Genomic DNA, 21,774 nt, shown 5'->3' on the forward strand with positions numbered 1-21,774 from the left:
TCAGGAGCGCTCGCGCAACCGATCGGTGCTCTCCGGCCCGAGGATCACGGCGCGCACCTCGTCCTCCACCTCGGCGGTGCACACGAACACCAGCTCGTCGCCGGCCTCGATCGGGTCGTCCGGGGTGGGCACCAGCACCCGCTTGCCGCGCAGGATCGCCACCAGCGCCGCGTCCCGGGGGATCGGCACCGCGTGGATCGGCTGCCCCACGTAGGGCGCGGTCGGCGGCAGGGTGATCTCCACCAGGTTCGCCTCGCCCTGCCGGAACGTCATCAGCCGGACCAGGTCGCCCACGGTCACCGCCTCCTCGACCAGCGCGGCCATCACCCGCGGCTTGCTGACCGCGACGTCCACGCCCCACTGCTCGGTGAACAGCCACTCGTTCTCCGCCCGGTTGACCCGGGCCACCACCCGGGGCACCGCGAACTCGGTCTTGGCCAGCAGCGAGACCACCAGGTTGACCTTGTCGTCGCCGGTGGCCGCGACCACCACGTCGCAGCCGGCCACGTTGGCCTCCTCCAGGCTGGCCAGCTCGCACGCGTCGGCCAGCACCCAGTCGGCGGTCGGTACCCGGTCGGGCCGCAGCATCTTCGGCTGCCGCTCGATCAGCATCACCTGATGGCCGTTGTCGATCAGCTCCTGGGCGATCGAGCGGCCCACGTTGCCGGCGCCGGCGATGGCGATCCGCATGACTCAGTGCCCCCCTTCCGGCGGCGCCGCCGCCACCGAGGTGACCGAGGCGACGATGTCGTCGGTCACCAGCATGAAGACCTGGTCGCCCTCCTGCACCACGGTGGAGGCGGTGGGCAGCGTGCCGATCCCGAAGCGGGTCAGGTAGGCGACCCGGGTGCCGGCGGACTCCTCGAGCTGCCGCAACGGCCGGCCGATCCAGTCCTTGTGCACCGGCACCTCGACGATCGACACGGTGCTGGTCAGGTCGCGGAAGATCTCCACGTTCCCCTCGGGGACCAGGTGGCGCAGCATCCGGTCGGCGGTCCACCGGACGGTCGCCACGGTCGGGATGCCGAGGCGCTCGTAGACCTGGGCGCGGCGCTGGTCGTAGATCCGGGCCGCCACCCGGGAGACGCCGAACGTCTCGCGGGCCAGCCGGGCCGAGATGATGTTGGAGTTGTCGCCGCTGGAGACCGCGGCGAACGCGTCGGCCCGCTCGATGCCGGCCTCGCGCAGCACCTCGCCGTCGAAGCCGGCGCCGGTGACCGTGATGCCGGCGAAGTCGGGCCCGAGTCGGCGGAACGCGTCCGCGTCCTGGTCGATCACCGCCACCGAGTGCCCCCGGGACTCCAGGCTGTGCGCCAGGGTCGACCCGACCCGGCCGCAACCCATGATCACGACATGCACGGTGTCCGCTCCTCCCACGGTGCCGCCCGCCGACCCGTCGTCTGCGAGCCTGCCACGTCCCCGCGCCCGGCGGGGCACCGACGGTACCGCGCGGGCGCGCGCGGCGGTGATCAGCCACCCCACCGTCCCGTGCCGGGTGCCCGTACGCTTGTCGGTTGTGGCCAGCCCCACCTCGCTGCTGAAGCGACTCCTCCTCGGTCGACCGTTCCGGTCCGACCGCCTCCAGCACACCCTGCTGCCGAAGCGCATCGCGCTGCCGGTCTTCGCGTCCGACGCGCTCTCCAGCGTGGCGTACGCGCCGGACGAGATCCTGCTGACGCTCTCCATCGCGGGCGCGTCCGCGTTCTTCTTCTCGCCGTGGATCGCGCTCGCCGTGGTCGTGGTGATGCTCACCGTGGTGGCGAGCTACCGGCAGAACGTGCACGCCTACCCGTCCGGCGGCGGCGACTACGAGGTCGCCACCGTCAACCTCGGTCCGCGGGCCGGGCTCGCGGTGGCCAGCGCGCTGCTCGTCGACTACGTGCTGACGGTTGCCGTGTCGGTCTCCTCCGGGGTGGCGAACCTCGGCTCGGTGGTGCCGTTCGTGGCCACCCACAAGGTGCTCATCGCGGTCACCGCGGTGGTGGTGCTGACCGCGATCAACCTGCGCGGCCTGCGCGAGTCGGGCACCGCGTTCGCCATCCCCACCTACGGCTTCGTGATCGTCATCGGCGGCATGCTGCTGACCGGCCTGGTCCGGGTCTTCGTGCTCGGCGACGACCTGCGCGCGCCGAGCGCCGGCCTGGAGATCCACGCCGAGCACAGCGTCACCGGGTTCGCGTTGATCTTCCTGCTGCTGCGGACGTTCTCCTCCGGCTGCGCGGCGCTCACCGGCGTGGAGGCGATCTCCAACGGCGTACCGGCGTTCAAGTCGCCGAAGTCGAAGAACGCGGCCACCACGCTGCTGCTGCTCGGCGGCATCGCGGTCGCCATGCTGGTCGGCATCATCTGGCTGGCCCGGCTCACCGGCCTCCAGTTCGTCGAGGACCCGGCGACGCAGATCGTCGGCGGCCCGGCCGGCTACGTGCAGAAGACGGTCACCGTGCAGCTCGGCGAGACCGTGTTCGGCGGCGGCTCGGTGCTGCTCTACGTGGTCGCCGGGATGACCGCGCTGATCCTGTTCCTGGCCGCGAACACCGCGTTCAACGGTTTCCCGGTGCTCGGCTCGATCCTCGCGCAGGACCGCTACCTGCCCCGGCAGCTGCACACCCGGGGCGACCGGCTGGCGTTCTCCAACGGCATCGTCTTCCTGGCCGTCTTCGCGGTGGTGCTGATCGTCGGCTTCCAGGCCGAGGTGACCCGGCTCATCCAGCTCTACATCGTCGGCGTGTTCGTCTCGTTCACGCTCTCCCAGGCCGGCATGATCCGGCACTGGAACCGGCACCTGCGCAACGAGCGGGACCCGGAGGCCCGCCGGCGGATGATCCGCTCCCGGGCCATCAACGCGTTCGGCATGGCCATGACCGGCGTGGTGCTGGTCATCGTGCTGGTCACCAAGTTCCTGCTCGGCGCGTGGATCGCGATCGCGGCGATGGCCGTGATGTACGTGGTCATGCTGGGCATCCGCCGGCACTACGACCGGGTCGCCGCCGAGCTGGAACCGACCGAGCAGCGGGCCGTGCTGCCCGCCCGCAACCACGCCATCGTGCTGGTCAGCAAGCTGCACCAGCCCACGCTGCGGGCCGTCGCGTACGCCCGGGCCACCCGGCCGGACACGCTCACCGCGGTGACCGTCAACGTGGACGAGAAGGACACCCGGGACCTCCAGGCCGACTGGGAACGGCGGGAGCTGCCGGTGCCGCTGACCGTGATCGACTCCCCGTACCGGGAGATCACCCGGCCGATCCTCAACTTCGTCTCCTCGGTCCGCCGGGAGTCGCCGCGCGACGTGGTCACCGTCTTCATCCCGGAGTACGTGGTGGGCCGCTGGTGGGAGAACCTGCTGCACAACCAGAGCGCGCTGCGCCTCAAGGGCCGGCTGCTGTTCGAACCGGGCGTGATGGTGACCAGCGTGCCCTGGCAGCTCGCGTCCACCGCCAGCAAGAACCTGGACCGCCTGGACGCCACGCTCAGCCGCGGGCCGGCGCGCGGTCCCCGGGTCGCACCGCGCAGCACCCTGCCGCCGCCGGTCGACGCCACGCCCTCCGGCGAGCAGGGGGAGCGCTCATGAGCGCGAGGTGTGAGCCGGTCCTGCGAGCCCCGCAGTCGCGAACGAAGGTGATGCCGTGAGCGCGCCGGAACGCCCCGGGCTGGTGGAGGCCGAGCGGGTCGAGCTGACCGTCGACGCGGTCGCCCCCGGCGGGCACTGCGTGGCCCGGGTCGGCGGCCAGGTGGTCTTCGTCCGGCACGCGCTGCCCGGCGAGCGGGTGGTGGCCGAGGTGACCGAGCTGCACCGGGGCTTCGCCCGCGCCGACGCGGTGCAGATCCTCGACGCCTCGCCGGACCGGGTCACCCCGCCCTGCCCGTACGCCCGGCCGGGCGGGTGCGGCGGCTGCGACCTTCAGCACGTCGCCCCGGCCGCCCAGCTCGACTGGAAGCTCGCCGTGGTGCGCGAGCAGCTCACCCGGCTGGGCCGGCTCACCGACGCGCAGGTGGACGCGCTCGGCGTCCGGGTCGAGGCGCTGCCCGGCGGGCCGCTGGGCTGGCGCTCCCGGGTCCGCTACGCGGTCGACGCCGCCGACCGGGCCGGGCTGCTCAAGCACCGCTCGCACGAGGTGGTGCCGATCGACAGCTGCCTGATCGCCCATCCGGCGATCCGGGAGCTGCCGGTGCTGCCGCCCACCGGGGCGCGCTGGCCGGACGCCGACGCCGTGGAGGCGGTCGCCAGCAGCGGCGAGGACGTCGCCGTGGTCGCGTACGCCGACGGGGTGCCCACCGCCGTGCGCGGGCCGGAGCGGGTCCGGGAGACGGCGGCCGGGCGGTCGTTCACGCTGCCCGCGTCCGGCTTCTGGCAGGTGCACCCGGCGGCGGCGGACGCCCTGGTCGGCGCCGTGCTGGACCTGCTCGACCCGCGGCCCGGCGAGACCGCCTGGGACCTGTACGGCGGGGCCGGGCTGTTCGCCGCCGCGCTCGCCGGCCGGGTCGACGGGGCCCGGGTGACGGTCGTCGAGTCCGCCCCGGACGGGGTGGCCGCGGCCCGGACGAACCTGGCCGACCTGGCCGCCGTGGAGGTGGTCGCGGCCCGGGTGGAGACCGCGCTGGCCCGCCGCCGGGTCACCGGGCCGGTCGACCTGGTGGTGCTCGACCCGCCGCGCTCCGGCGCGGGCGCGGCGGTGGTCCACGGCGTGGTGGCCGCCGACCCACGGGCGGTGGCGTACGTGGCCTGCGACCCGGCGGCCTTCGCCCGGGACGTGCGCACGTTCGCCGAGGCGGGCTGGCGGCTGGCCGCGCTGCGCGGGTTCGACCTGTTCCCGATGACCCAGCACGTCGAGCTGGTCGGCCTGTTCCTGCCCCCGGCGCGTTGAGCCGGGGCCCTTTCTCTACCGGATCCGTTAAAAGGGGGCCCTTCCTTGCGCATCGTGGGGTTGATGTCGGGGACGTCGTACGACGGGGTGGACGTTGCCGCGGGGGAGTTCACGCTCGACGGGGACACGCTGCGGTTGCGGCCGCTCGGGCACCGTGAGCTGGCGTACCCGGACGACCTGCGGGCGCAGATCGAGGCGCTGCTGCCGCCGGCGGCCACCACGATCGAGGCGGTCTGCCGGCTCGACAACCGGCTCGGCGAGGTGTTCGCCGAGGCGGCGGCCGTCGGCGTCGAGCTGGCCGGCGGCGCCGTCGACGCGGTCGTGTCCCACGGCCAGACCGTCTTCCACTGGGTCGAGGCCGGCCGGGCGCGCGGCACGCTCCAGCTCGGCGCGCCGGCCCGGGTCGCCGCGCGCGTCGGCGTACCGGTGCTGCACGACCTGCGCTCGGCGGACGTGGCGGCCGGCGGGCAGGGCGCGCCGCTGGTCCCGGCGTTCGACGCGTTGCTGCTCGACGCCGCCACCGGATCCCGGGCGGCGTTGAATCTCGGCGGGATCGCGAACCTCACCGTGGTCGCCCCCGGGGCGCCGGTCCTCGGGTACGACGTGGGCCCGGCCAACGCGCTGCTGGACGCCGCCGCCCGGCGCTTCCTGGGCCGTCCCTGCGACGTCGACGGGGCGCGCGCCGCCGCCGGCCGGGTGCACGGCGCGCTGCTGGATCGGCTGCTCGCCGAGCCGTATTATGCCGCGCCGCCGCCCAAGTCGACGGGCAAGGAGCTGTTCCACGGCGGCTACCTGGACGCCGCGCTGGCCGCGCTCGGCGAACCGGTGGCCGCCGACGACGTGCTGGCCACGCTCACCGAGCTGACCGCCCGCACGGTCGCGGACGCGTGCGACCGGCACCGGGTCACCGAGGTGGTGGCCGCCGGCGGGGGAGTGCGTAATCCCACACTCCGGGCGCGGCTGGCCGCGCTCGGCGCCGGCCGCTGGCGGCTGCGGACCACCGACGAACTGGGCGTCCCGGCGCAGGCCAAGGAGGCGTACGCGTTCGCGCTGCTGGGCTGGCTGAGCTGGCACGGGCTGCCCGGCGCGGTGCCGTCGGTGACCGGCGCGTCCCGGGCCGCGGTGCTCGGCTCCTGGACCCCGGCCGGGCCGGCGTTCGGGGTGCCGACCCCGGCGCCGCCGCGTCGGCTGACGGTGGCGTCCTGAGCCACGGCTCGGCTGCGGACTGTGCCACGGCCGATAGACTCTCCGGTCATGAGTGTTGAAGAGGGCACGGCCAACCACGGTCGGCTGCTGGGCGCCGTCCGTGGCCCACAGGACGTGAAGCGGATGACCGCCGAGCAGCTGGACATCCTCGGCGCCGAGATCCGTGACTTTCTGATCGCCAAGGTCTCCCGCACCGGCGGGCACATCGGCCCCAACCTCGGCGTCGTCGAGCTCACGCTGGCCATGCACCGGGTGTTCGACTCCCCGCGCGACCGGCTCCTCTTCGACACCGGGCACCAGGCGTACGTACACAAGATCCTCACCGGCCGGCAGGAGGGCTTCGACAAGCTCCGTCAGCGCGGTGGCCTCTCCGGCTACCCCAGCCAGGCGGAGAGCGAGCACGACCTGATCGAGAACTCGCACGCCTCCACCGCCCTGTCGTACGCCGACGGGCTGGCCAAGGCGTACGCGCTGCGCGGCGAGAAGCGCTCCGTGGTGGCCGTGGTCGGCGACGGCGCGCTCACCGGCGGCATGTGCTGGGAGGCGCTCAACAACATCGCCACCGCCGGCAACCCGCTGATCATCGTGGTCAACGACAACGGCCGGTCCTACTCGCCGACCATCGGCGGCCTCGCCGACCACCTGTCGTCGCTGCGGCTCAACCCCGGCTACGAGAAGGTGCTCGACACCGTCAAGGACGCGCTGGGCAACACGCCGTTCGTCGGCAAGCCGATGTACGAGGTGCTGCACGCGGTCAAGAAGGGCATCAAGGACGCGGTCGCCCCGCAGGCCATGTTCGAGGACCTCGGCATCAAGTACGTCGGCCCGGTCGACGGCCACGACGTGCCGGCGGTCGAGGCGGCGCTGCGCGCGGCGAAGAACTTCGGCGGCCCGGTGATCGTGCACGCGGTCACCCGCAAGGGCTACGGCTACCGTCCCGCCGAGGACGACGAGGCCGACTGCCTGCACGGCCCCGGCGCGTTCGACGTGGAGACCGGTCAGCTCGTCGCCGCGCCGTCGGTGAAGTGGACCCACGTGTTCGCCAACGAGCTGGTGACGATCGCCGACGAGCGCCCCGACGTGGTCGGCATCACCGCCGCCATGGCGGAGCCCACCGGCATCGCCACGCTGGCCCGCAAGTACCCGGAGCGGGTCTACGACGTGGGCATCGCCGAGCAGCACGCCGCCACGTCCGCCGCCGGCCTGGCCATGGGTGGCCTGCACCCGGTGGTCGCGGTCTACGCCACGTTCCTCAACCGCGCGTTCGACCAGGTCCTGCTGGACGTGGCGATGCACAAGCTGCCGGTCACGTTCGTGCTGGACCGGGCCGGCATCACCGGCCCGGACGGGCCCAGCCACTACGGCATCTGGGACATGTCGGTCTTCGGCGTGGTGCCCGGCCTGCGGATCGCCGCGCCCCGCGACTCGGCCACGCTGCGCGAGGAGCTGCGCGAGGCGATCGCCGTCGATGACGGCCCGACCATCCTGCGCTTCCCGACCGGCACCGTCGCCGCCGACCTGCCGGCCGTGCGCCGGGTCGGCCCGGTCGACGTGCTGGCCGAGTCGGCGCGTACCGACGTGCTGCTGGTCGCGGTCGGCTCGTTCGCCGGCCTCGGCATGGAGGTCGCGTCCCGGGTCGCCGAGCAGGGCTACGGCGTCACCGTGGTCGACCCGCGCTGGGTCCGGCCGATCCCGGCCGAGCTGGTCGAGCTGGCCGCCGGACACCGGCTCGTGGTCACCGTCGAGGACGGCGTCCGGGTCGGTGGCGTCGGCTCCGCGCTGGCCCAGGCGATGCGCGACGCCGACGTCCGCGTGCCGGTCCGCGACCTCGGCGTACCCGCCGGCTGGCACCCGCACGGCACCCGCGCGCAGATCCTCGCCGACCTGGGGCTGACCGCGCAGGACGTGGCGCGCGACGTCACCGGCTGGATCTCCGGCCTGGACGCCGCCCCGGTCGACCCGGCCACCGACGGGGCCACCGCGCAGAACTGATCCCGGTCACATGTCGGGGCGGTCCCGCTGTCGCGGGGCCGCCCGGCCACTGTTCCGGGGACCGCCGCCACGTCGGCGGTGTGGAGCGGACGCAGGAGGGATGGCGCGACGGACATTCGAGAGGCTGGGCCGGCCGACCTGGACGACATCATCGCGCTGCACACCCGGGCCCGGATCGCCTACTACGGCGCCGGTGGATTGCCCGTCGAGGAGATCGTCACCCCGGAGTCGGCGCGGCAACAGCGGGAGGGTTGGACGGCCGCCGTCGCCGCGCCGCACAAGCACGTGCGCTGCGCCCGCATGGCCGGTCGACTGGTCGGTCTGCTGGCCATGGGCCCGCCACACGTGCCCGAGGCGAACGCCGCCCAGCTCTACCAGATCCACGTCGACCCCGACCGATGGGCCGGGGGCATCGGCTGCGCGCTGCACGGTCATTTCCTGCGCCACCTGGAGACCGAGGGAGTGTCCGTGGGTGTGCTGGAGGTGTGGGAGCGCAACGTCCGCGCCCGGGCCTTCTACACCCGCCTCGGCTGGCATCCCGACGGCACCAGCCGCCCCGGTCCCGCCGACGCTCCCTATCTGGGCATGCGCCTCACCCACCCCTGACAAGGCCCGCCCACAGCCCCCGGAGAGATCTTGGAAGCAAAGTGCCCCTCCGGGGGCCATTTCTTTCCAAGATCTCAGGCGGCGTCGAGGGTGGGGGTCAGCGGGGGGAGGAGAGGGAGCGGTACCAGGTTTTTTCGGTGCCGGCCAGGCTGAACGTCTGCTTGGCGTCGGTCTGCTCGACCACCACCAGGCCCGGACGGTCGACCAGGCGGGTGGTGCCGGGCGGCGCGGCGAACGAGGCGTCCCGGGTGCGCCAGGTGAGCACCGCGAGCGGCTGGCCCGGCACCGGCAGGGGGTACGCCTGGAGCGTGGTGGACCGGTCGGCCGGGGAGACGACGGGCGCACCGCCGCCGGCCGGGCGGTAGAGCACGGCGGTCATCGTCCCGGTGGGACTGTCCCAACTCAACTGCTCCAGGTCGCCCGGCTCCCCGCCGCCGAGCGCCACCTCACCCAGCGAGCGCGTGGCGATCTTCGCCATCGGCCAGGACTCGGGCACCGAACGGGGCGCCTCCCGGTCGCCGAGACGGCGCGGGACGCTGCCGAACGGGCCCCGTACGCCGGCCAGCGCGCAGGTGTCCAGGCCGGTCAGGGCGCGTTTGCCGGCACCGGTCTCGTCGCGCACCAGCGGGTAGCGGGGCGCTTCGGTGGCCGTACCCAGGTCGAGGACGCGGTCCGCGGCCCGGCCGCGCGGCAGCGACGGCGTGGGCCGCAGCGTCGCGGTCAGCTCGACGGCCCGGCAGGCCGGCACCGCGACCGGCTCGGTGATGCCGTCGGCGCCGGGCACCGTGCGGCCGTCCGGGCCGAGCAGGCGTTCGACGCGGGCGGAGGTGAGGTAGCGGCGTCCGGTGGGCTGCCGGACCGGCAGCACGTCGGCGTAGACCAGGTAGCCGGCCTCGGTGTACTCGGTGGCGTGCGACACCCGCCACCGTTGCCCGTCCCGGTCCAGTTGCAGCAGCCAGGAGGCGGCCTCGCCGGGCACGTCGGCGGCGACCAGGGCCAGCGGCGCGCCGGCCACCTCACCGGAGAAGAGGATGCCGGAGGAGGGCAGGTGGACCCGGTCGTCGACCGGCGAGCGCCAGTCACGCACCGCAGCGGTGATCGCGGCGGTGGCGGCGGCGTCACCGGCGAGGCTGCCGCGCGGCGGCCAGACCGCGAGCGAGCCGTCCAGGCTGTCGTAGCCGACCCGCAGGGCCGCCGACTGCCGCTCGGTCACCGGCCCGCAACCGGCTGTGGCCAGCGCCAACGCTGCCAGCGCGGCGCCCGTCACCGCGTTTCGGCGGGCTGAAACCACAGTGATCCCCTCGCCGGTCGTCGGTCGGAAGCCCACATGGTACGAGACGTGCGGTCACCGGGCGGAGCCCGGCTCACCCGTTCGTCGCGGAACGTGACGTGCGATTCGTGGCTCAATATCCGGCTCCGGTAGACTCCGCCGACTGTGACGCCTGCCGAGACCCGCGGCGCCTCGACGCCGGCCGCCGCCGCCCCGACGGGCTCCCGATCCGTCACCCTCGACCCCCCACCGCCGGTCACCCGGACCGAACCGCCGGCCGCACCCACCACCGAGGACGCCGCGCCGGCCGCCCGCCGCCGGTGGCGGTGGACGCGCCGCCGCATCGACCTGGTGGTGTACGCCGCCTTCCTGCTCGCCGCGATCTGGGTGACCAGCGGCATCTGGGCCGACCCGGCCGGTCGGGTGGCCGCGCTCTACAGCAGCGACCCGGCCCAGGTGCAGTTCTTCCTCGCCCACTCGGTGCGGGTGGTGCTGCACGGCGAGTTCCCGTTCTTCACCGAACAGTTCAACTACCCCGACGGGGTCAACCTGATGGCGAACACCGCCATCCTGGCGCTCGGCATCCCGATGGTGCCGGTGACGCTCCTGTTCGGACCGGCGGTCTCCTTCGTCACGCTTGTCACGCTCGGCCTGTGCGGCACCGCCGCCGCCTGGTACCGGGTGCTCTCCCGGCACCTGGTCCGGCACCGGCCGGCCGCCGCGGTCGGCGCCTGGTTCTGCGGGTTCTCACCGGCGATGCTGTCGCACGCCAACTGGCACCCGAACATCATCAGCCAGTTCCTGCTGCCGTTCATCGTCTGGCGGGTGCTGGTGCTGACCCGGTCGGCCCGGCCGGTCCGCGACGGCGCGCTGCTCGCCCTGCTGGTCGTCGTTCAGGCGTTCATCAACGAGGAGATCCTGCTCTTCACCGCGCTGGCGCTCGGGGTGTTCCTGATCGCCGTGCTGGTGCAGCAGCGGGACCGGTGGGCCACCGCGTGGCGACCGCTCGGCACCGGCCTGGCGGTCTGCGCGGTGCTGGCCGGCGCGCTGCTGGCGTACCCGCTCTGGGTGCAGTTCGCCGGCCCGATGGCGTACCACGGGCTCAGCGACGCGGTCCGCGACTACGGCAACGACATCGCCGCGTTCGTCGCCCCCGGCTCGCCCACGTTCGGCGGCAACGAGCGGGCCAACGTCAACCTCGCCCCGAACTACTCGGAGGAGAACGCGTTCTTCGGCTGGAGCCTCTCGCTGCTGGCCGTCGGCATCGTGGTCTGGCTGCGCCGGGACGTGATCGTCCGGGCACTGGCCGCGACCGGGCTGTTCTTCGCGGTGCTCTCGCTCGGTGAGCGGATCTCCTGGTGGGACCGGGAACTGGTGACCGGCCCGTGGGAGCTGCTGGTGCGGCTGCCACTGCTGGACGCCGTGGTGCCGACCCGGTTCGGCCTGATCACCACCGTGACGGTGGCGATCCTGCTGGCGTACGCGGTGCGCAGCGCCTGGGTGCTGCGCGGCGTCCAGCGGCGGACCGCGCGGACGCTGACCGCCGCCGGCCTGGTCTTCGCGCTGCTGCCGATCGCGCCGATGCCGCTGCGGGTCACCACCCGCCCACCGGTGCCGGAGTTCATCACCGCCGACCGGTGGCGGCAGTACGTCGGGCCGGACCAGACGCTGGTCTCCGTGCCGGTGCCGGCGATGGGCAACACCGACCCGATGCGCTGGGCGGCCAGCACCGACCTGGCTTTCAAGATCCCCGGCGGCTACTTCCTCGCGCCGCGCAACGGCGTCACCGGCGACCCGGGCCGCTTCGGCGGCCGGCGCAGCGGCATCGGCGAGCTGCTCGCCGACGTGGCGTCCACCGGGCGTACGCCGAAACTCGACGACCGGCAGCGCCGTCGCTTCCTGGACGAGCTGCGGCACTGGAACGCGGCGGTGGTGGTGCTGCCGCTGGACGAGCAGAACGCCGAGCCGCTGCGGCGCACCGTGGAGCAACTGGTCGGGCCGGCCCGGCAGGAGCTGGACGTGTGGGTGTGGGACGTCCGGACACTGACCGACCGGTCCGCCTGAGCCCGGCGGCCCGCCCCGGGCCCGCGCCCCGGCGGCGGTGGCCCCGGCCGGTCGACGCGCTCGTGGTGGCCGGCTACCTCGCCCTGGCCGTGCTGCTCACCGCCGACCAGTGGCGCCGCCCGGAGCGGCTGTTCCACCAGGCCGGCGACCAGATGCTGTTCGAATGGATGCTGGCCCGGGCCGCCCGCGCGGTGACCGACGGCGAGAACCCGCTGCACAGCGCCGCGCTGAACGTCCCGCACGGGGTGAACCTGATGGCCAACACCTCGGTGCTCGGGCTGGGCGTGCCGCTCACCCCGGTCACCGTGGCGTTCGGCAGCCAGGCCGCGTTCCTGGTCGCGGTGGCGCTCAGCCTCGCCGGCACCGCCACCGCCTGGTACGCGCTGCTGGCCCGCCGGCTGGTCCGCTCCCGGGCCGCCGCCGCGGTCGGCGGCCTGGTCTGCGGGTTCGCCCCGGGCATGGTGGCGCAGGCCGGGGCGCACCTGCACATGGCCGCCCAGTTTCTCGTCCCGGTGATCCTCGCGCTGGTGTTCCGGCCGGCCACCGACCGGATCCGGCGCGACGGCGTGCTGCTCGGGCTCGCGGTCGCGTACCAGGTCTTCCTCGGCGAGGAGGTGCTGGTCTTCCTGGCGCTGGCCGCCGGCGTGCTGGCCGGGGCGTACGCGCTGGCCGACCGGGACACCGCACGCCGTCTGGCGCCCGTGGTGGCGGGCCGGCTGGGCCTCGGCGCGCTGGTCGCCGGCGTGCTGCTGGCGTACCCGCTGTGGGTCCAGTTCCTCGGCCCCGGCCACTACACCGGGATGCCGTTCCACACCCGCGGCTACCGGCTCGACCTGGTCTCGTTCACCGCCACCGCCCGGCAGACCGTGGGCGGGGACGGCCACCGGGCCGGGCTGCTGTCGCCGAACCCGACCGAACAGAACTCGTTCTTCGGCCCGTTCCTGCCGTTGCTGGCGCTGCTGGTGGCGGTGCGGCTGTGGCGGCGACCGCTGGTGCGCGCGCTCGCCGCGTGCGGCCTGCTGTTCGCGCTGCTGTCGCTCGGCACCACGGTGGTCGTGGGGCGGCACGACACCGGGCTGCCCGGCCCGTACCGGCTGCTCGCCGGCGTGCCGCTGCTGGACCTGGTGGTGCCGGCGCGGTTCGCGCTGGTCTGCGTACCGGTGCTGGGGGTGCTGGTGGCGCTGGCGGTGGACCGCGTCCCGGGCGGCACCGCACGCGGGCGGGCGCTGTGGGCCGGCGCGGTCGCCGCCGCGCTGCTGCCGCTCGTCCCGACCCCGATCCGCACCGTGCCGGTCCCGCCGGTGCCGGCCGTGGTGACCGGCGGCGGCTGGCGGGCGTACGTCCCGCCGGGCCGGACGCTGGTGCCGGTGCCACCGGTCACCGGCGCGGCGGTCAGCCCGGCCATGTTCTGGTCGGCGCGCGCCGGGCTGGCCTTCGACGCGCCGGGCGGCTACTTCATCGGGCCGCGCTCGACCGCCGACCCGACCGCCCGGTGGGGCGCGCCGGACCGCCCCACGTCGTTGCTGCTGCGCCGGGCCGCCGAGACCGGCCAGGTGCCGCCGGTGGGCGACGCGGAACGCCGGCAGGCGGTCGAGGACCTGCGGCACTGGCGGGCGGCGGCGCTGGTGCAGGCCGACTCGTCACCCGGCGACCCGGTACGCGCGACCGTGGACGCCCTGGTCGGGCCCGGGCGGGACGTCCCCGGCGGGCACCTGTGGGACGTCCGCCCCCTGCTCGGCTGACCGCCCCGTCCGCGGCTGAAGGAGGGGCCCCCTGTTAACACGTTGGTGGTGAGAGGGGGCCCCTTCTCTACCGGAAACGTTAAGAAGGGGCCCGTCCTTACACGCGGTCGCGCACGTCCCAGAGCCAGACGTCGTCGATCCGCTGCGGGGGGCCGAGCAGCGCGGTCATCAGGTCACGCAGCACCGCCTCGCGCGGCCCGGCGCCGAGCACCACCACCGACGCCCGCCAGAAGCGCAGGTCCTCGACGGCCTGCCGGCGGTTCTCCGCGGTGATCTCGGGCAGTTCGTTGCGGTCCATGGTGGCGTAGATCAGCGTGCTGGTCGGGCGGTTCGGGGCGCCGAACACGCCCTCGCCCAGCTCGTTCGGGCCGATGAAGTAGCCGCCCGGGATGGGGAACTCCTGCCCGGACAGCGCGCTCCAGCGCAGTGTCGGCAGCCCGTGCACGTTGCTCGGGATCGGCACCGGCACCAGCGTCCGGCCGGCCGGCACGAACGGCCGCCAGCCACCGGCGGTGATGAAGTGCGGCGGCGGGTCCATCCGCTGCGCCGGCAGGGGGCGCGGGACCAGTGGCAGCAGGGCGGCCACGATCGCGGCGTACCCGACCAGGCGCAGCGCCCGCCGCCGGCCGGATGCGGCCCGGCCCGCGTCGGTCCGTGCGTCGTCGGTCCGCCCGTCGTCGGTCCGTGCGGCGTCGGTCGGGTCGTTGTCGGTCGGGTCGTTGTCGTGGTCGCCGGGGCGGGGTGCGGGCACCGGGGCGGTCCCGGGTCGGCCGGCCCGGGACAACGCGTCCCAGGCCAGCGCGAGCAGCACGCCGACGGCGGCCACCACCACCAGGCTCAACCGGGTCGGCATCATCATCTCGACGAGCGGCAGGTCGTCCGGCACGTACGCCCACGGGCCGGCCACACTCGTCTCCGCGCCGTCGAACCGCACCACGGGCCCGATCGAGGCGATCGTGAAGAGCACCACCAGCACGGCCAGGATCCGGGCCGGCACCGACCGGCGGACCAGCAGCGCCAGCGCGGCCAGCGCGACCAGCACCAGCGGCCAGCCGAACCAGGTGTTCTGCTCGGTCAGGCCGATGGTCTTCTCCACCGCCTCGTCCCCGGCCACGGTGTCCCGGGCGAACGTGACGAAGGCCATCAGGTCCTCGCCCCAGTTGTGGAAGACGCCGCCCTGCAACCCCCGGTAGGACTGCGGGCCGTTGAACTGGAACCAGATCGGGTACGCGGTGAGCAGCAGCGCCACCCCGCCGCCGACGGAGATCGCGGCCAGGAAGGACCCGGCCCGCGCCCGCGTCTCGCGCGGCCGTTGCACCGCGTACGCCAGCACGACGACCAGGCAGGCCAGCGCCGTGAGCAGCAGCATCTCCTCGTTGATGAAGATCTGGTACGCCACCAGCAGCCCGAGCGCCACCCCGTTACGTCGCCAGCGGCCCGGCTCGCCGAGCCGGAGCACCCGCGCCACGATCAGCGGGAGCAGGAAGTTCGACACGAAGTTCGGCTGCCCGTTGGCGTGGTGCACGATGCCCGGGGCGAACCCGAGGAACGCGCCGCCGACGAACGCCGCCCCCCGGGAGCGGACCAGGTGCCGCGACAGCGTCCAGTACGACGTCGCGGCGGTCGCCGACAACGCCGCGCCCAGGTAGAGCGCGTACATCACCGGTGGACCGAGCAGCATGGTCAGCGGCGCGAGCGGCAGCGTCACCCCGAGCAGCGAGGTGTTCGCCATCATGTTGACCCCGTCCGGCGCGTTCTGCCGGGCGGTGAACAGCGGGTTCTCCAGGTGCCGCACCGAGTACGCGCCGTGCGCGAACAGCCACTCGAACCAGCTGTGGTCGGTCGGCAGGTGCGAGGACACCCGGTGCTGCACGTCGCCCCAGTAGTTGAGGCAGACGAGAACGCCGAGCAACGCATAGGCTCCGAGGGCCAGCAGGTCGGCGCGAGCCGGCCGGCGACGGGGTCGTCGCGGCGGATCCGCCGGGACGGCGTCCACCTCGACGGATGAGGAGTTCAGCGAGGGGTCCACCACCGGCACGGCCACGACGGGCCATCGTACAGGCGGTCCGGCGTCGGTCCGGTCACGGTCGGGCGGCGGTCCGGCGGCGCGGAAAAGGGGTGGTCGTGACCGTCATCGATCTGGGCGACCTGCGCGGCGACGACACGCCGCCCGACACCGTGCCCCGCCCGCCGCGGGCGGTCGGCCGCCCGTTCCGCGTCGTGGTGGCGCTGCTGGTGACGCTGGTCACGCTCGCCGCCGCCGCGCCACCGGCCCGGTCCGGGCCGGTCACGATCCCCAGCGGCGCCGGGGCCTCCGCGTTCCTCGCCGACGACCGGGTGTACGTGGTGCGGCGCGCCGCGTCGGAACCGGGCTGGGACCTCGTCGCGTACCGGGTGGGGCGGGAGCGGTGGCGGGCCCGGGTGGACGGCGTCGACGACGTGGTCGCGGTGTGGGAGCAGGGCGGGCGGGTGCTGGCTCTCGGGCCGGCCGGAAACGGCGCCCGCTGGGAGACGACGGTGTTCGACGCGGGCACCGGCGCGCCGCGCTGGCGGCAGGACGGCGTGGTGTTCCCGGCCGGCGACGCGCTGCTGCTGCGCCCGTCCGGCGGGCCGGGCCCCCAGTCGGTCCGCCGGTTGGCGGTGGCCGACGGGCGCACGCTCTGGACCGTGCCCACCACCGGTCGGGACGTGCAGTTCAGCTACGGCCGGTCCGGGGTGGACCGGATCCTGCTGCTGCCGGCCGCCGGCGAGACGGTGGTGCTGGACGCGGCGACCGGCGCCCGGCTGGCTGCCCGCGACCTGCATCCGGGGGAGGTGCCCGGCGCGCGTGCCATGCAGGGCGCGGGCCGGCTGTTCCTGGAGACCCGGTTGGCCGGCGACGTCGTCACCGCCTTCGAGATGGACACGCTCCGGCCACGCTGGACCGCCGAGCTGCCACTTGTCGGTTACCTGGAACCGTGCGGCGCACTGCTCTGCGCCGGCCGGCAGACCGGCGGGATGTGGGCGCTGGACCCGGCCACCGGCGCGGTGCGCTGGGCCAGCGACCTGTGGTCGAGCGTGCTCCGGGCCGAGGGCGGACGCCTGCTGGTCGCCGCCGGCCGGGAGGGGGGCGAGGGCCTGTCGGTGCTGGACGGGACGGACGGCCGGCTGATCGCCGAGGTCGGCGACTGGGACGTGCTCCCGCAGGGCGAGAGCGGTGACCGGCTGTTCCTGACCCGGCCGCTGGGCGGCGACCGGAGGCTCCTCGCCGAGCCGGATCTCTCCGGCAGCCCACCCGTGGTGCGGGACGTGCTGACCGGCGCCGACTGCACCGTCGGCCGGGTGCTGTTGGTCTGCCGGGAGCGGGGCGGCGACTTCACCGTACGGCGGCTGCCGTGAGCCCGGTCATCGAGCTGGGCGAGCTGCGCCGCCCCGAGGACGACGACGAGCCGCTGCCCGCGCCGCCGCGGCGCCCGCCGGGCCGGGTCGCCCGCGCGGTGGCGCTCGGGTGCCTGCTGCTGCTCACGCTGGCCGGCGCGGCGGCGCCGGCCCGGCCGCCGGCACCGGTGCGGGTGCCCGCCGCGCCGGGTGCCCTCTTCGTGGTGCTGGCGGGCCGGCTGATGGTGGCGGACGGTCCGAGCGCGCTCCACCAGGGCGGTCGGGTGGTCACCGGCTATCGGCTCACCGCGGGCGCGCCGGCGTGGCGGTTCGCGTTGCCCGCCGGGGACCATGTGCTGGGGCTGACCGGCGCGGTCGGCGGCCTGCTGGTGTCGAGCAGCCCGACCGGGGTCGGGGACGCGCGCGCCACGCTGCTCGACCCGGCGACCGGCGCGGTGCGCTGGCAGCAGGCCGGCTACCCGGTCCCGACCGCGTCCGGCGGGGTGCTGTTCGAGAATCCCCGGCCGGGCGGAACGGGCCGGGTGCTCGCCGTCGACCCGACCTCCGGCGCGACGCGCTGGTCGCTGGCGGTGCCCCCGCAGGGGGTGGCGTACCGGCGGGACGACCGGGGAGTGACGCAGCTCCTGCTGATCGAGCCGGACGGCCGGGTGGCGGTGCACGACGCGGACTCGGGCGCCCGGGTGCGCGCCGGCCGGGTGTCGTCCGCGCCGGACGGTGTCGCCTACCGGTTCGCGCAGGTCGTCGCCGGTCTGCTGCTGGTCGAGGGTGCCTCCGGCGAGATCACCGCGTACGGGGTGGACCGGCTGGACCGGCGCTGGAGCGTGCCGGTGGACCCGCGCGCCGGGTCCTGGTTCACCGACTGCGCCGGCATGGTCTGCCTGCGGGACCAGGTCGGCGACGCGCAGGCGCTCGACCCCGCCACCGGCCGCCCGGCCTGGACGGACGAGCGGTGGGCGGGGTTCGGCCCGGTCGGCGACCGGCTGATCGCCGCCGAGGCGGGGGACGGGCCCGAACTGGAGTTGTCGGTGCTGGAACCGGCGACCGGCCGGGTGCTCGGGCGGCTGGGCCGCTGGCGGGTCAGCGGGCGGGACGACGGGTCCGGCCGGTTGCTCGGGCTGCTCGGGCTCCGGCACCTCGCCGGGGACCGGACGCTCGTCGGGGAACTGGACGTGCCGGCCGGCGAGGCGCGACCGCGGGCGGTCCTGCCCGGCTCCTGGGCCGAGTGCGCGGACGCCGGGGTGGCGTTGGTGTGCCTGCGCCCGGCCGGCGGGCTGGCGGTGTGGCCGGCGCGGCGGTGATCACCAGTTGGCCTGGGCGGGCGGCGCCGGCAGCGGCACCGTCTCCGGCCGCAGCACGTACGCGATCCCGCCGCTGCCCGCCTGCCAGGCCGCCTCGAACGGCGCGCGCGGCACGGTCCGGCGGACCCGTTCGTCGTCCGGCGCGTACGGGTCGTTGAGCACCGGGTCGCCGTCGGTGGTGAAGCCGGCCAGCACGATCAGGTGGCCCCGGGTGTCGTAGTCCAGCCCGGGGACCTGCCCACGGGTGAACGCCGCCGAGACGACCAGCGGGATGCCGGCGGCCACGAACCGTTCCGCCTCCGCCAGCGAGCGCAGCCGGGTGACGAACGCGTCCACCCCGTGCGTCGCCGCGTACGCGGTGTTGAACGGCCAGTTCCCGGCCCCGGCGTACGCGTGGTCGTAGCAGTGCCGCGCGGCGTGCACCACCACCGGGCGGGGGCCGGGCGGGTCGACCCAGGCATACCGCTCCGGGGTGGGGCCGGCACCCCAGAAGTCGAGCACCATCGACACACAGGTGGGGCTGCACCAGGAGTCGCCACCGCCACCCCAGCGGGTCTCCCCGCCGGCGTGCAGCCGCTGCGCGTAACGCGGCACGTCCAGCACCCGCCCCCACGCCCGGCCCGCTGCCCCGGCGTCGTCGGGCGCGCCCCCGCCGGCCGGGTCGCTGTCGACGTGCCCGGGCGGCGGGGACGCCGGGACGTGACCGCCGGCGCTGGCCACCACGCCGACCGTGCGCAGCACCGGGCCGGCCGGTGCGTCGGGCCGGCGGAGCAGTGTCACCCGGACCTGCCAGCCGGTCACCCGTGCCCCGGTCACCCGGAGCGTGTCCGCGTCGACCCGGGCCCGGTCGTCGGACTGGCCGGGCACCGAGGCGCGGCGTACCGTGCCGTCGTCGGCCGCCCAGTGGCCCAGCTCGTACCAGCCGGTGGTGGCCGCGTCGCCGGCCCAGCCGCGTACCTCCACCCGGAGCCAGCAGCCGGGCGGCGTGTCGGCGGTCCAGGACGGCACCAGCTCGGCGGCGGCGAAGCCGACCTCCGTCACCGGCGAGGTCCAGGTTCCGGCGGCGGCCCCGGGAACCGGATCGGGGCGCGCCGGCCGGTCGGCCGCCGCGTCGGGCGTGGACCCGTCGGCGTCGGGCGTGGGGCCGTGCGCGTCGGCCGTGGACCCGTCGTTCGCGGCGGGCCCGGGGCCGTCCGCGTCGAGCGTCAGCCCGGCCGGGCCGGCGGAGAGTCCGGCGGCGTGACCCAGGTCCCGGTCCGCCGGGAAGCGGAAACGGCGGTACGCGACGTCCCGGCCGGGGGCGGCGGCGGTCATCGGCGGCTCCACTCGGCTCGGCCCGGCCGGCAGCCGGGACGGTGGGCGATCGTTGCCGGCGAGCATCGCGTACCCGAAGGTTTTCTGCAACGGCGGGCCGTGCCGTCCGGTTGGCGCCGCGCACTAGGTTGTGGGAGGTCACGAGGCGGGAGGCCGGAATGCGGGTACTGGTGGTCGAGGACGAGCGCAACCTCGCCGACGCGATCGCGCGCGGGCTGCGCAAGCGCGGCATGGCGGTGGATGTCGCCTACGACGGCGACGCCGGGCACGAGGCGGCGTTCGTCACCCGCTACGACGTGGTGGTCCTGGACCGGGACCTGCCCGGCGTGCACGGCGACCGGATCTGCGCCGACCTGGCCGCTTCCGGCACGCTGACCCGGGTGCTCATGCTGACCGCGAGCGGGACCGTCGCCGACCGGGTCGAGGGCTTGCAGCTCGGCGCCGACGACTACCTGGCCAAGCCGTTCGCCTTCGACGAGCTGGTGGCCCGGGTGCAGGCGTTGGGCCGGCGGGCCACCCCGGCCGCGCCGCCGGTGCTGGCGGTGGCCGACCTGGAACTCGACCCGGCCCGGCGGGTGGTGACCCGGGCCGGCGTGCCGCTCGACCTGACCAACAAGGAGTTCGGCGTGCTCGCCGAGCTGCTCCGGGCCCGCGGCGCGGTGGTGTCCAGCGAGGAACTGCTGGAACGGGTCTGGGACGCCAACACCGACCCGTTCACCACCATCGTCCGGGTCACCGTGATGACGCTGCGCAAGAAACTCGGCGACCCCCCGCTGATCGACACCGTGGTCGGCGCGGGCTACCGGATCGAGCGCGCCAAATGACCTCCACGCGGGTACGGCCGACGCTGCGGCTGCGGCTGACGCTGCTCAACGGCGTGCTCCTGGTCGGCGCCGGCGCGATCCTGGTGCTGCTGGCCTGGCTGCTGGTCCGGGACGCGCTGCGCCCCACCGACGAGCTGCTGCCCGGCACCACGGTGGTGCTCACCGACGGCCGCACCCTCGACGCCGGGCAGTGGCAGCGGCAACTGGTCGACGCCGCGTCCCGGGAGCTGCTGTTCAAGGGCCTGCTGGCGCTGCTGGCGATCAGCGTCGTCGGGGTGGCCGGGGCGTACCTGGTGGCCGGCCGCGCGCTGCGCCCGCTGCACCAGGTCACCGCCACCGCCCGCCGGCTCGGCGAGACCACGCTCGACGAGCGGATCGGGTGGTCCGGCGCGGACGACGAGGTGGCCGAGCTGGCCGAGACGTTCGACGCGATGCTGGACCGGATCACCGCCGCGTTCGAGGCGCAGAAGCGGTTCGTCGCGAACGCCTCGCACGAGCTGCGGACCCCGCTGGCGGTGATGCGTACCGAGATCGACGTGACGCTCAGCGACGACGACGCGGACCTGGCCGAGTACCGGCGGATGGCCGGCGTGGTGCGGGAGGCGTCCGAGCGGGCCAACGGCCTGGTGGACGCGCTGCTGGTGCTGGCCCGCAGCGAGGCGCAGACCGGCCGGCGGTTGGCCCGCCGCGCCGAGTGCGACCTGGCCGTCGGCACCGCCAACGCGCTCTCCGCGGTGGCCCGCGAGGTGGAGCGGATCGGCCTGCGGGTGCACACCTCGCTGCGTCCCGCGCCGGTGGTCGGCGACCCGGGGCTGCTCGACCGGCTGGCCGGCAACCTGGTCGAGAACGCGGTCCGCTACAACCACCTGCACGGCCGGATGTGGGTGCGCACCGGCACCGACGGGCAGCGGTCCTGGCTGGTGGTGGGGAACACCGGCTTCGAGGTCGCCCCGGCCGAGGTGCCCGGCCTGTTCGAGCCGTTCCGGCGCGGCGGGCAGGAACGCACCGGGGCGCGCGGCTCCGGTCTCGGCCTGTCCATCGTCCGGGCGGTCTGCGACGCGCACGGCGGCACGGTGAAGGCGGTCCCGCAGCCCGGCGGCGGCCTGGAGGTGACCGTCACGCTCCCGTCGGCCGACCCGCCGGCGGCCACCTGACCGCCGATCCGCGACCGCCCGGCCGGGCACCCGCCCTCACCTGTTCGTGCGGCCGGGCGCGCTG

General features: G+C 75.1%; 15 protein-coding genes and 2 pseudogenes. 11 read left to right on the plus strand and 6 right to left on the minus strand.

Annotated features, from left to right (window positions below; translation table 11 throughout):
• Positions 1–690, minus strand: a complete 690-nt coding sequence (locus OG767_RS09230) for a potassium channel family protein (protein ID WP_396776100.1) — start codon at positions 688–690, stop codon at positions 1–3.
• Positions 691–693: 3 nt separating this feature from the next.
• Positions 694–1,359, minus strand: coding sequence for a potassium channel family protein (locus tag OG767_RS09235; RefSeq protein WP_405093014.1), 666 nt, complete (start codon positions 1,357–1,359; stop codon positions 694–696).
• Between the two features lie 157 nt (positions 1,360–1,516).
• Here OG767_RS09235 and OG767_RS09240 point away from each other — a divergent pair, with 157 nt between their 5' ends.
• From OG767_RS09240 to OG767_RS09260, 5 genes are all read left to right on the plus strand, one after another.
• Positions 1,517–3,568, plus strand: a complete 2,052-nt coding sequence (locus OG767_RS09240) for an APC family permease (RefSeq protein WP_405093015.1) — start codon at positions 1,517–1,519, stop codon at positions 3,566–3,568.
• Between the two features lie 55 nt (positions 3,569–3,623).
• Positions 3,624–4,862 (plus strand): class I SAM-dependent RNA methyltransferase, encoded by a 1,239-nt coding sequence (locus tag OG767_RS09245; protein WP_405093016.1) that lies wholly within the window; start codon positions 3,624–3,626, stop codon positions 4,860–4,862.
• A gap of 54 nt (positions 4,863–4,916) precedes the next feature.
• Entirely contained in the window at positions 4,917–6,068 is a 1,152-nt protein-coding gene (locus OG767_RS09250; RefSeq protein ID WP_405093017.1) for an anhydro-N-acetylmuramic acid kinase, read from the plus strand.
• Positions 6,069–6,116: 48 nt separating this feature from the next.
• Positions 6,117–8,060, plus strand: a complete 1,944-nt coding sequence (dxs, locus tag OG767_RS09255; protein WP_405093018.1) for a 1-deoxy-D-xylulose-5-phosphate synthase — start codon at positions 6,117–6,119, stop codon at positions 8,058–8,060.
• 78 nt (positions 8,061–8,138) lie between these two features.
• Positions 8,139–8,666 (plus strand): GNAT family N-acetyltransferase, encoded by a 528-nt coding sequence (locus OG767_RS09260; protein ID WP_405093019.1) that lies wholly within the window; start codon positions 8,139–8,141, stop codon positions 8,664–8,666.
• Between the two features lie 97 nt (positions 8,667–8,763).
• On the opposite strand, the gene OG767_RS09265 is transcribed toward OG767_RS09260, so the two are convergent.
• Positions 8,764–9,957 carry a hypothetical protein gene (locus OG767_RS09265; RefSeq protein WP_405093020.1) on the minus strand — a complete coding sequence of 398 codons (1,194 nt, stop codon included), beginning with the start codon at positions 9,955–9,957 and terminating at the stop codon, positions 8,764–8,766.
• Positions 9,958–10,101: 144 nt separating this feature from the next.
• On the opposite strand from OG767_RS09265, the gene OG767_RS09270 reads away from it, so the two are divergent.
• A complete protein-coding gene (locus OG767_RS09270; RefSeq protein ID WP_405093021.1) occupies positions 10,102–12,000 on the plus strand; it encodes a hypothetical protein in 1,899 nt (632 codons plus the stop codon).
• Complete coding sequence (locus tag OG767_RS09275) at positions 11,958–13,742, plus strand: hypothetical protein (protein ID WP_405093022.1); 1,785 nt, start codon at positions 11,958–11,960, stop codon at positions 13,740–13,742. Before OG767_RS09270 ends, OG767_RS09275 begins: the two co-directional genes overlap by 43 nt.
• A 97-nt stretch (positions 13,743–13,839) precedes the next feature.
• On the opposite strand, the pseudogene OG767_RS09280 reads toward OG767_RS09275, so the two are convergent.
• A pseudogene (locus tag OG767_RS09280) lies at positions 13,840–14,364 on the minus strand (hypothetical protein); the annotation flags it as partial.
• 114 nt (positions 14,365–14,478) lie between these two features.
• Positions 14,479–15,771 (minus strand): annotated as a pseudogene (locus tag OG767_RS09285) (hypothetical protein); the annotation flags it as partial.
• A gap of 95 nt (positions 15,772–15,866) precedes the next feature.
• Between OG767_RS09285 and OG767_RS09290 the strand changes: the two are divergent.
• Both OG767_RS09290 and OG767_RS09295 read left to right on the plus strand, forming a co-directional pair.
• The gene (locus tag OG767_RS09290) at positions 15,867–17,120 is read left to right on the plus strand and encodes a PQQ-binding-like beta-propeller repeat protein (protein WP_405093023.1); all 1,254 of its coding nucleotides are present in this window, start codon (positions 15,867–15,869) and stop codon (positions 17,118–17,120) included.
• Positions 17,117–18,418, plus strand: coding sequence for a PQQ-binding-like beta-propeller repeat protein (locus tag OG767_RS09295; RefSeq protein WP_405093024.1), 1,302 nt, complete (start codon positions 17,117–17,119; stop codon positions 18,416–18,418). The genes OG767_RS09290 and OG767_RS09295 overlap by 4 nt, the downstream gene beginning before the upstream one ends.
• Here OG767_RS09295 and OG767_RS09300 read toward each other — a convergent pair whose 3' ends face one another.
• Positions 18,419–19,822, minus strand: coding sequence for a C39 family peptidase (locus tag OG767_RS09300; RefSeq protein WP_405093025.1), 1,404 nt, complete (start codon positions 19,820–19,822; stop codon positions 18,419–18,421). It abuts the gene before it with no gap.
• 68 nt (positions 19,823–19,890) lie between these two features.
• On the opposite strand from OG767_RS09300, the gene OG767_RS09305 reads away from it, so the two are divergent.
• Both OG767_RS09305 and OG767_RS09310 read left to right on the plus strand, forming a co-directional pair.
• Entirely contained in the window at positions 19,891–20,556 is a 666-nt protein-coding gene (locus OG767_RS09305) for a response regulator transcription factor (protein ID WP_405093026.1), read from the plus strand.
• Complete coding sequence (locus OG767_RS09310) at positions 20,553–21,710, plus strand: sensor histidine kinase (protein ID WP_405093027.1); 1,158 nt, start codon at positions 20,553–20,555, stop codon at positions 21,708–21,710. The genes OG767_RS09305 and OG767_RS09310 overlap by 4 nt, the downstream gene beginning before the upstream one ends.
• The last annotated feature ends 64 nt before the right edge of the window (positions 21,711–21,774 follow it).

The organism is Micromonospora sp. NBC_01392 (genome assembly GCF_045040125.1).
Classification (GTDB): domain Bacteria; phylum Actinomycetota; class Actinomycetes; order Mycobacteriales; family Micromonosporaceae; genus Micromonospora.

What these genes read in the sequence shown, in the direction of transcription:
- OG767_RS09230 (WP_396776100.1), bottom strand. Translation starts at nt 690, where the DNA reads ATGCGGATCGCCATCGCCGGCGCCGGCAACGTGGGCCGCTCGATCGCC.
- dxs (WP_405093018.1), top strand. Translation starts at nt 6,117, where the DNA reads ATGAGTGTTGAAGAGGGCACGGCCAACCACGGTCGGCTGCTGGGCGCC.
- OG767_RS09305 (WP_405093026.1), top strand. Translation starts at nt 19,891, where the DNA reads ATGCGGGTACTGGTGGTCGAGGACGAGCGCAACCTCGCCGACGCGATC.
- OG767_RS09310 (WP_405093027.1), top strand. Translation starts at nt 20,553, where the DNA reads ATGACCTCCACGCGGGTACGGCCGACGCTGCGGCTGCGGCTGACGCTG.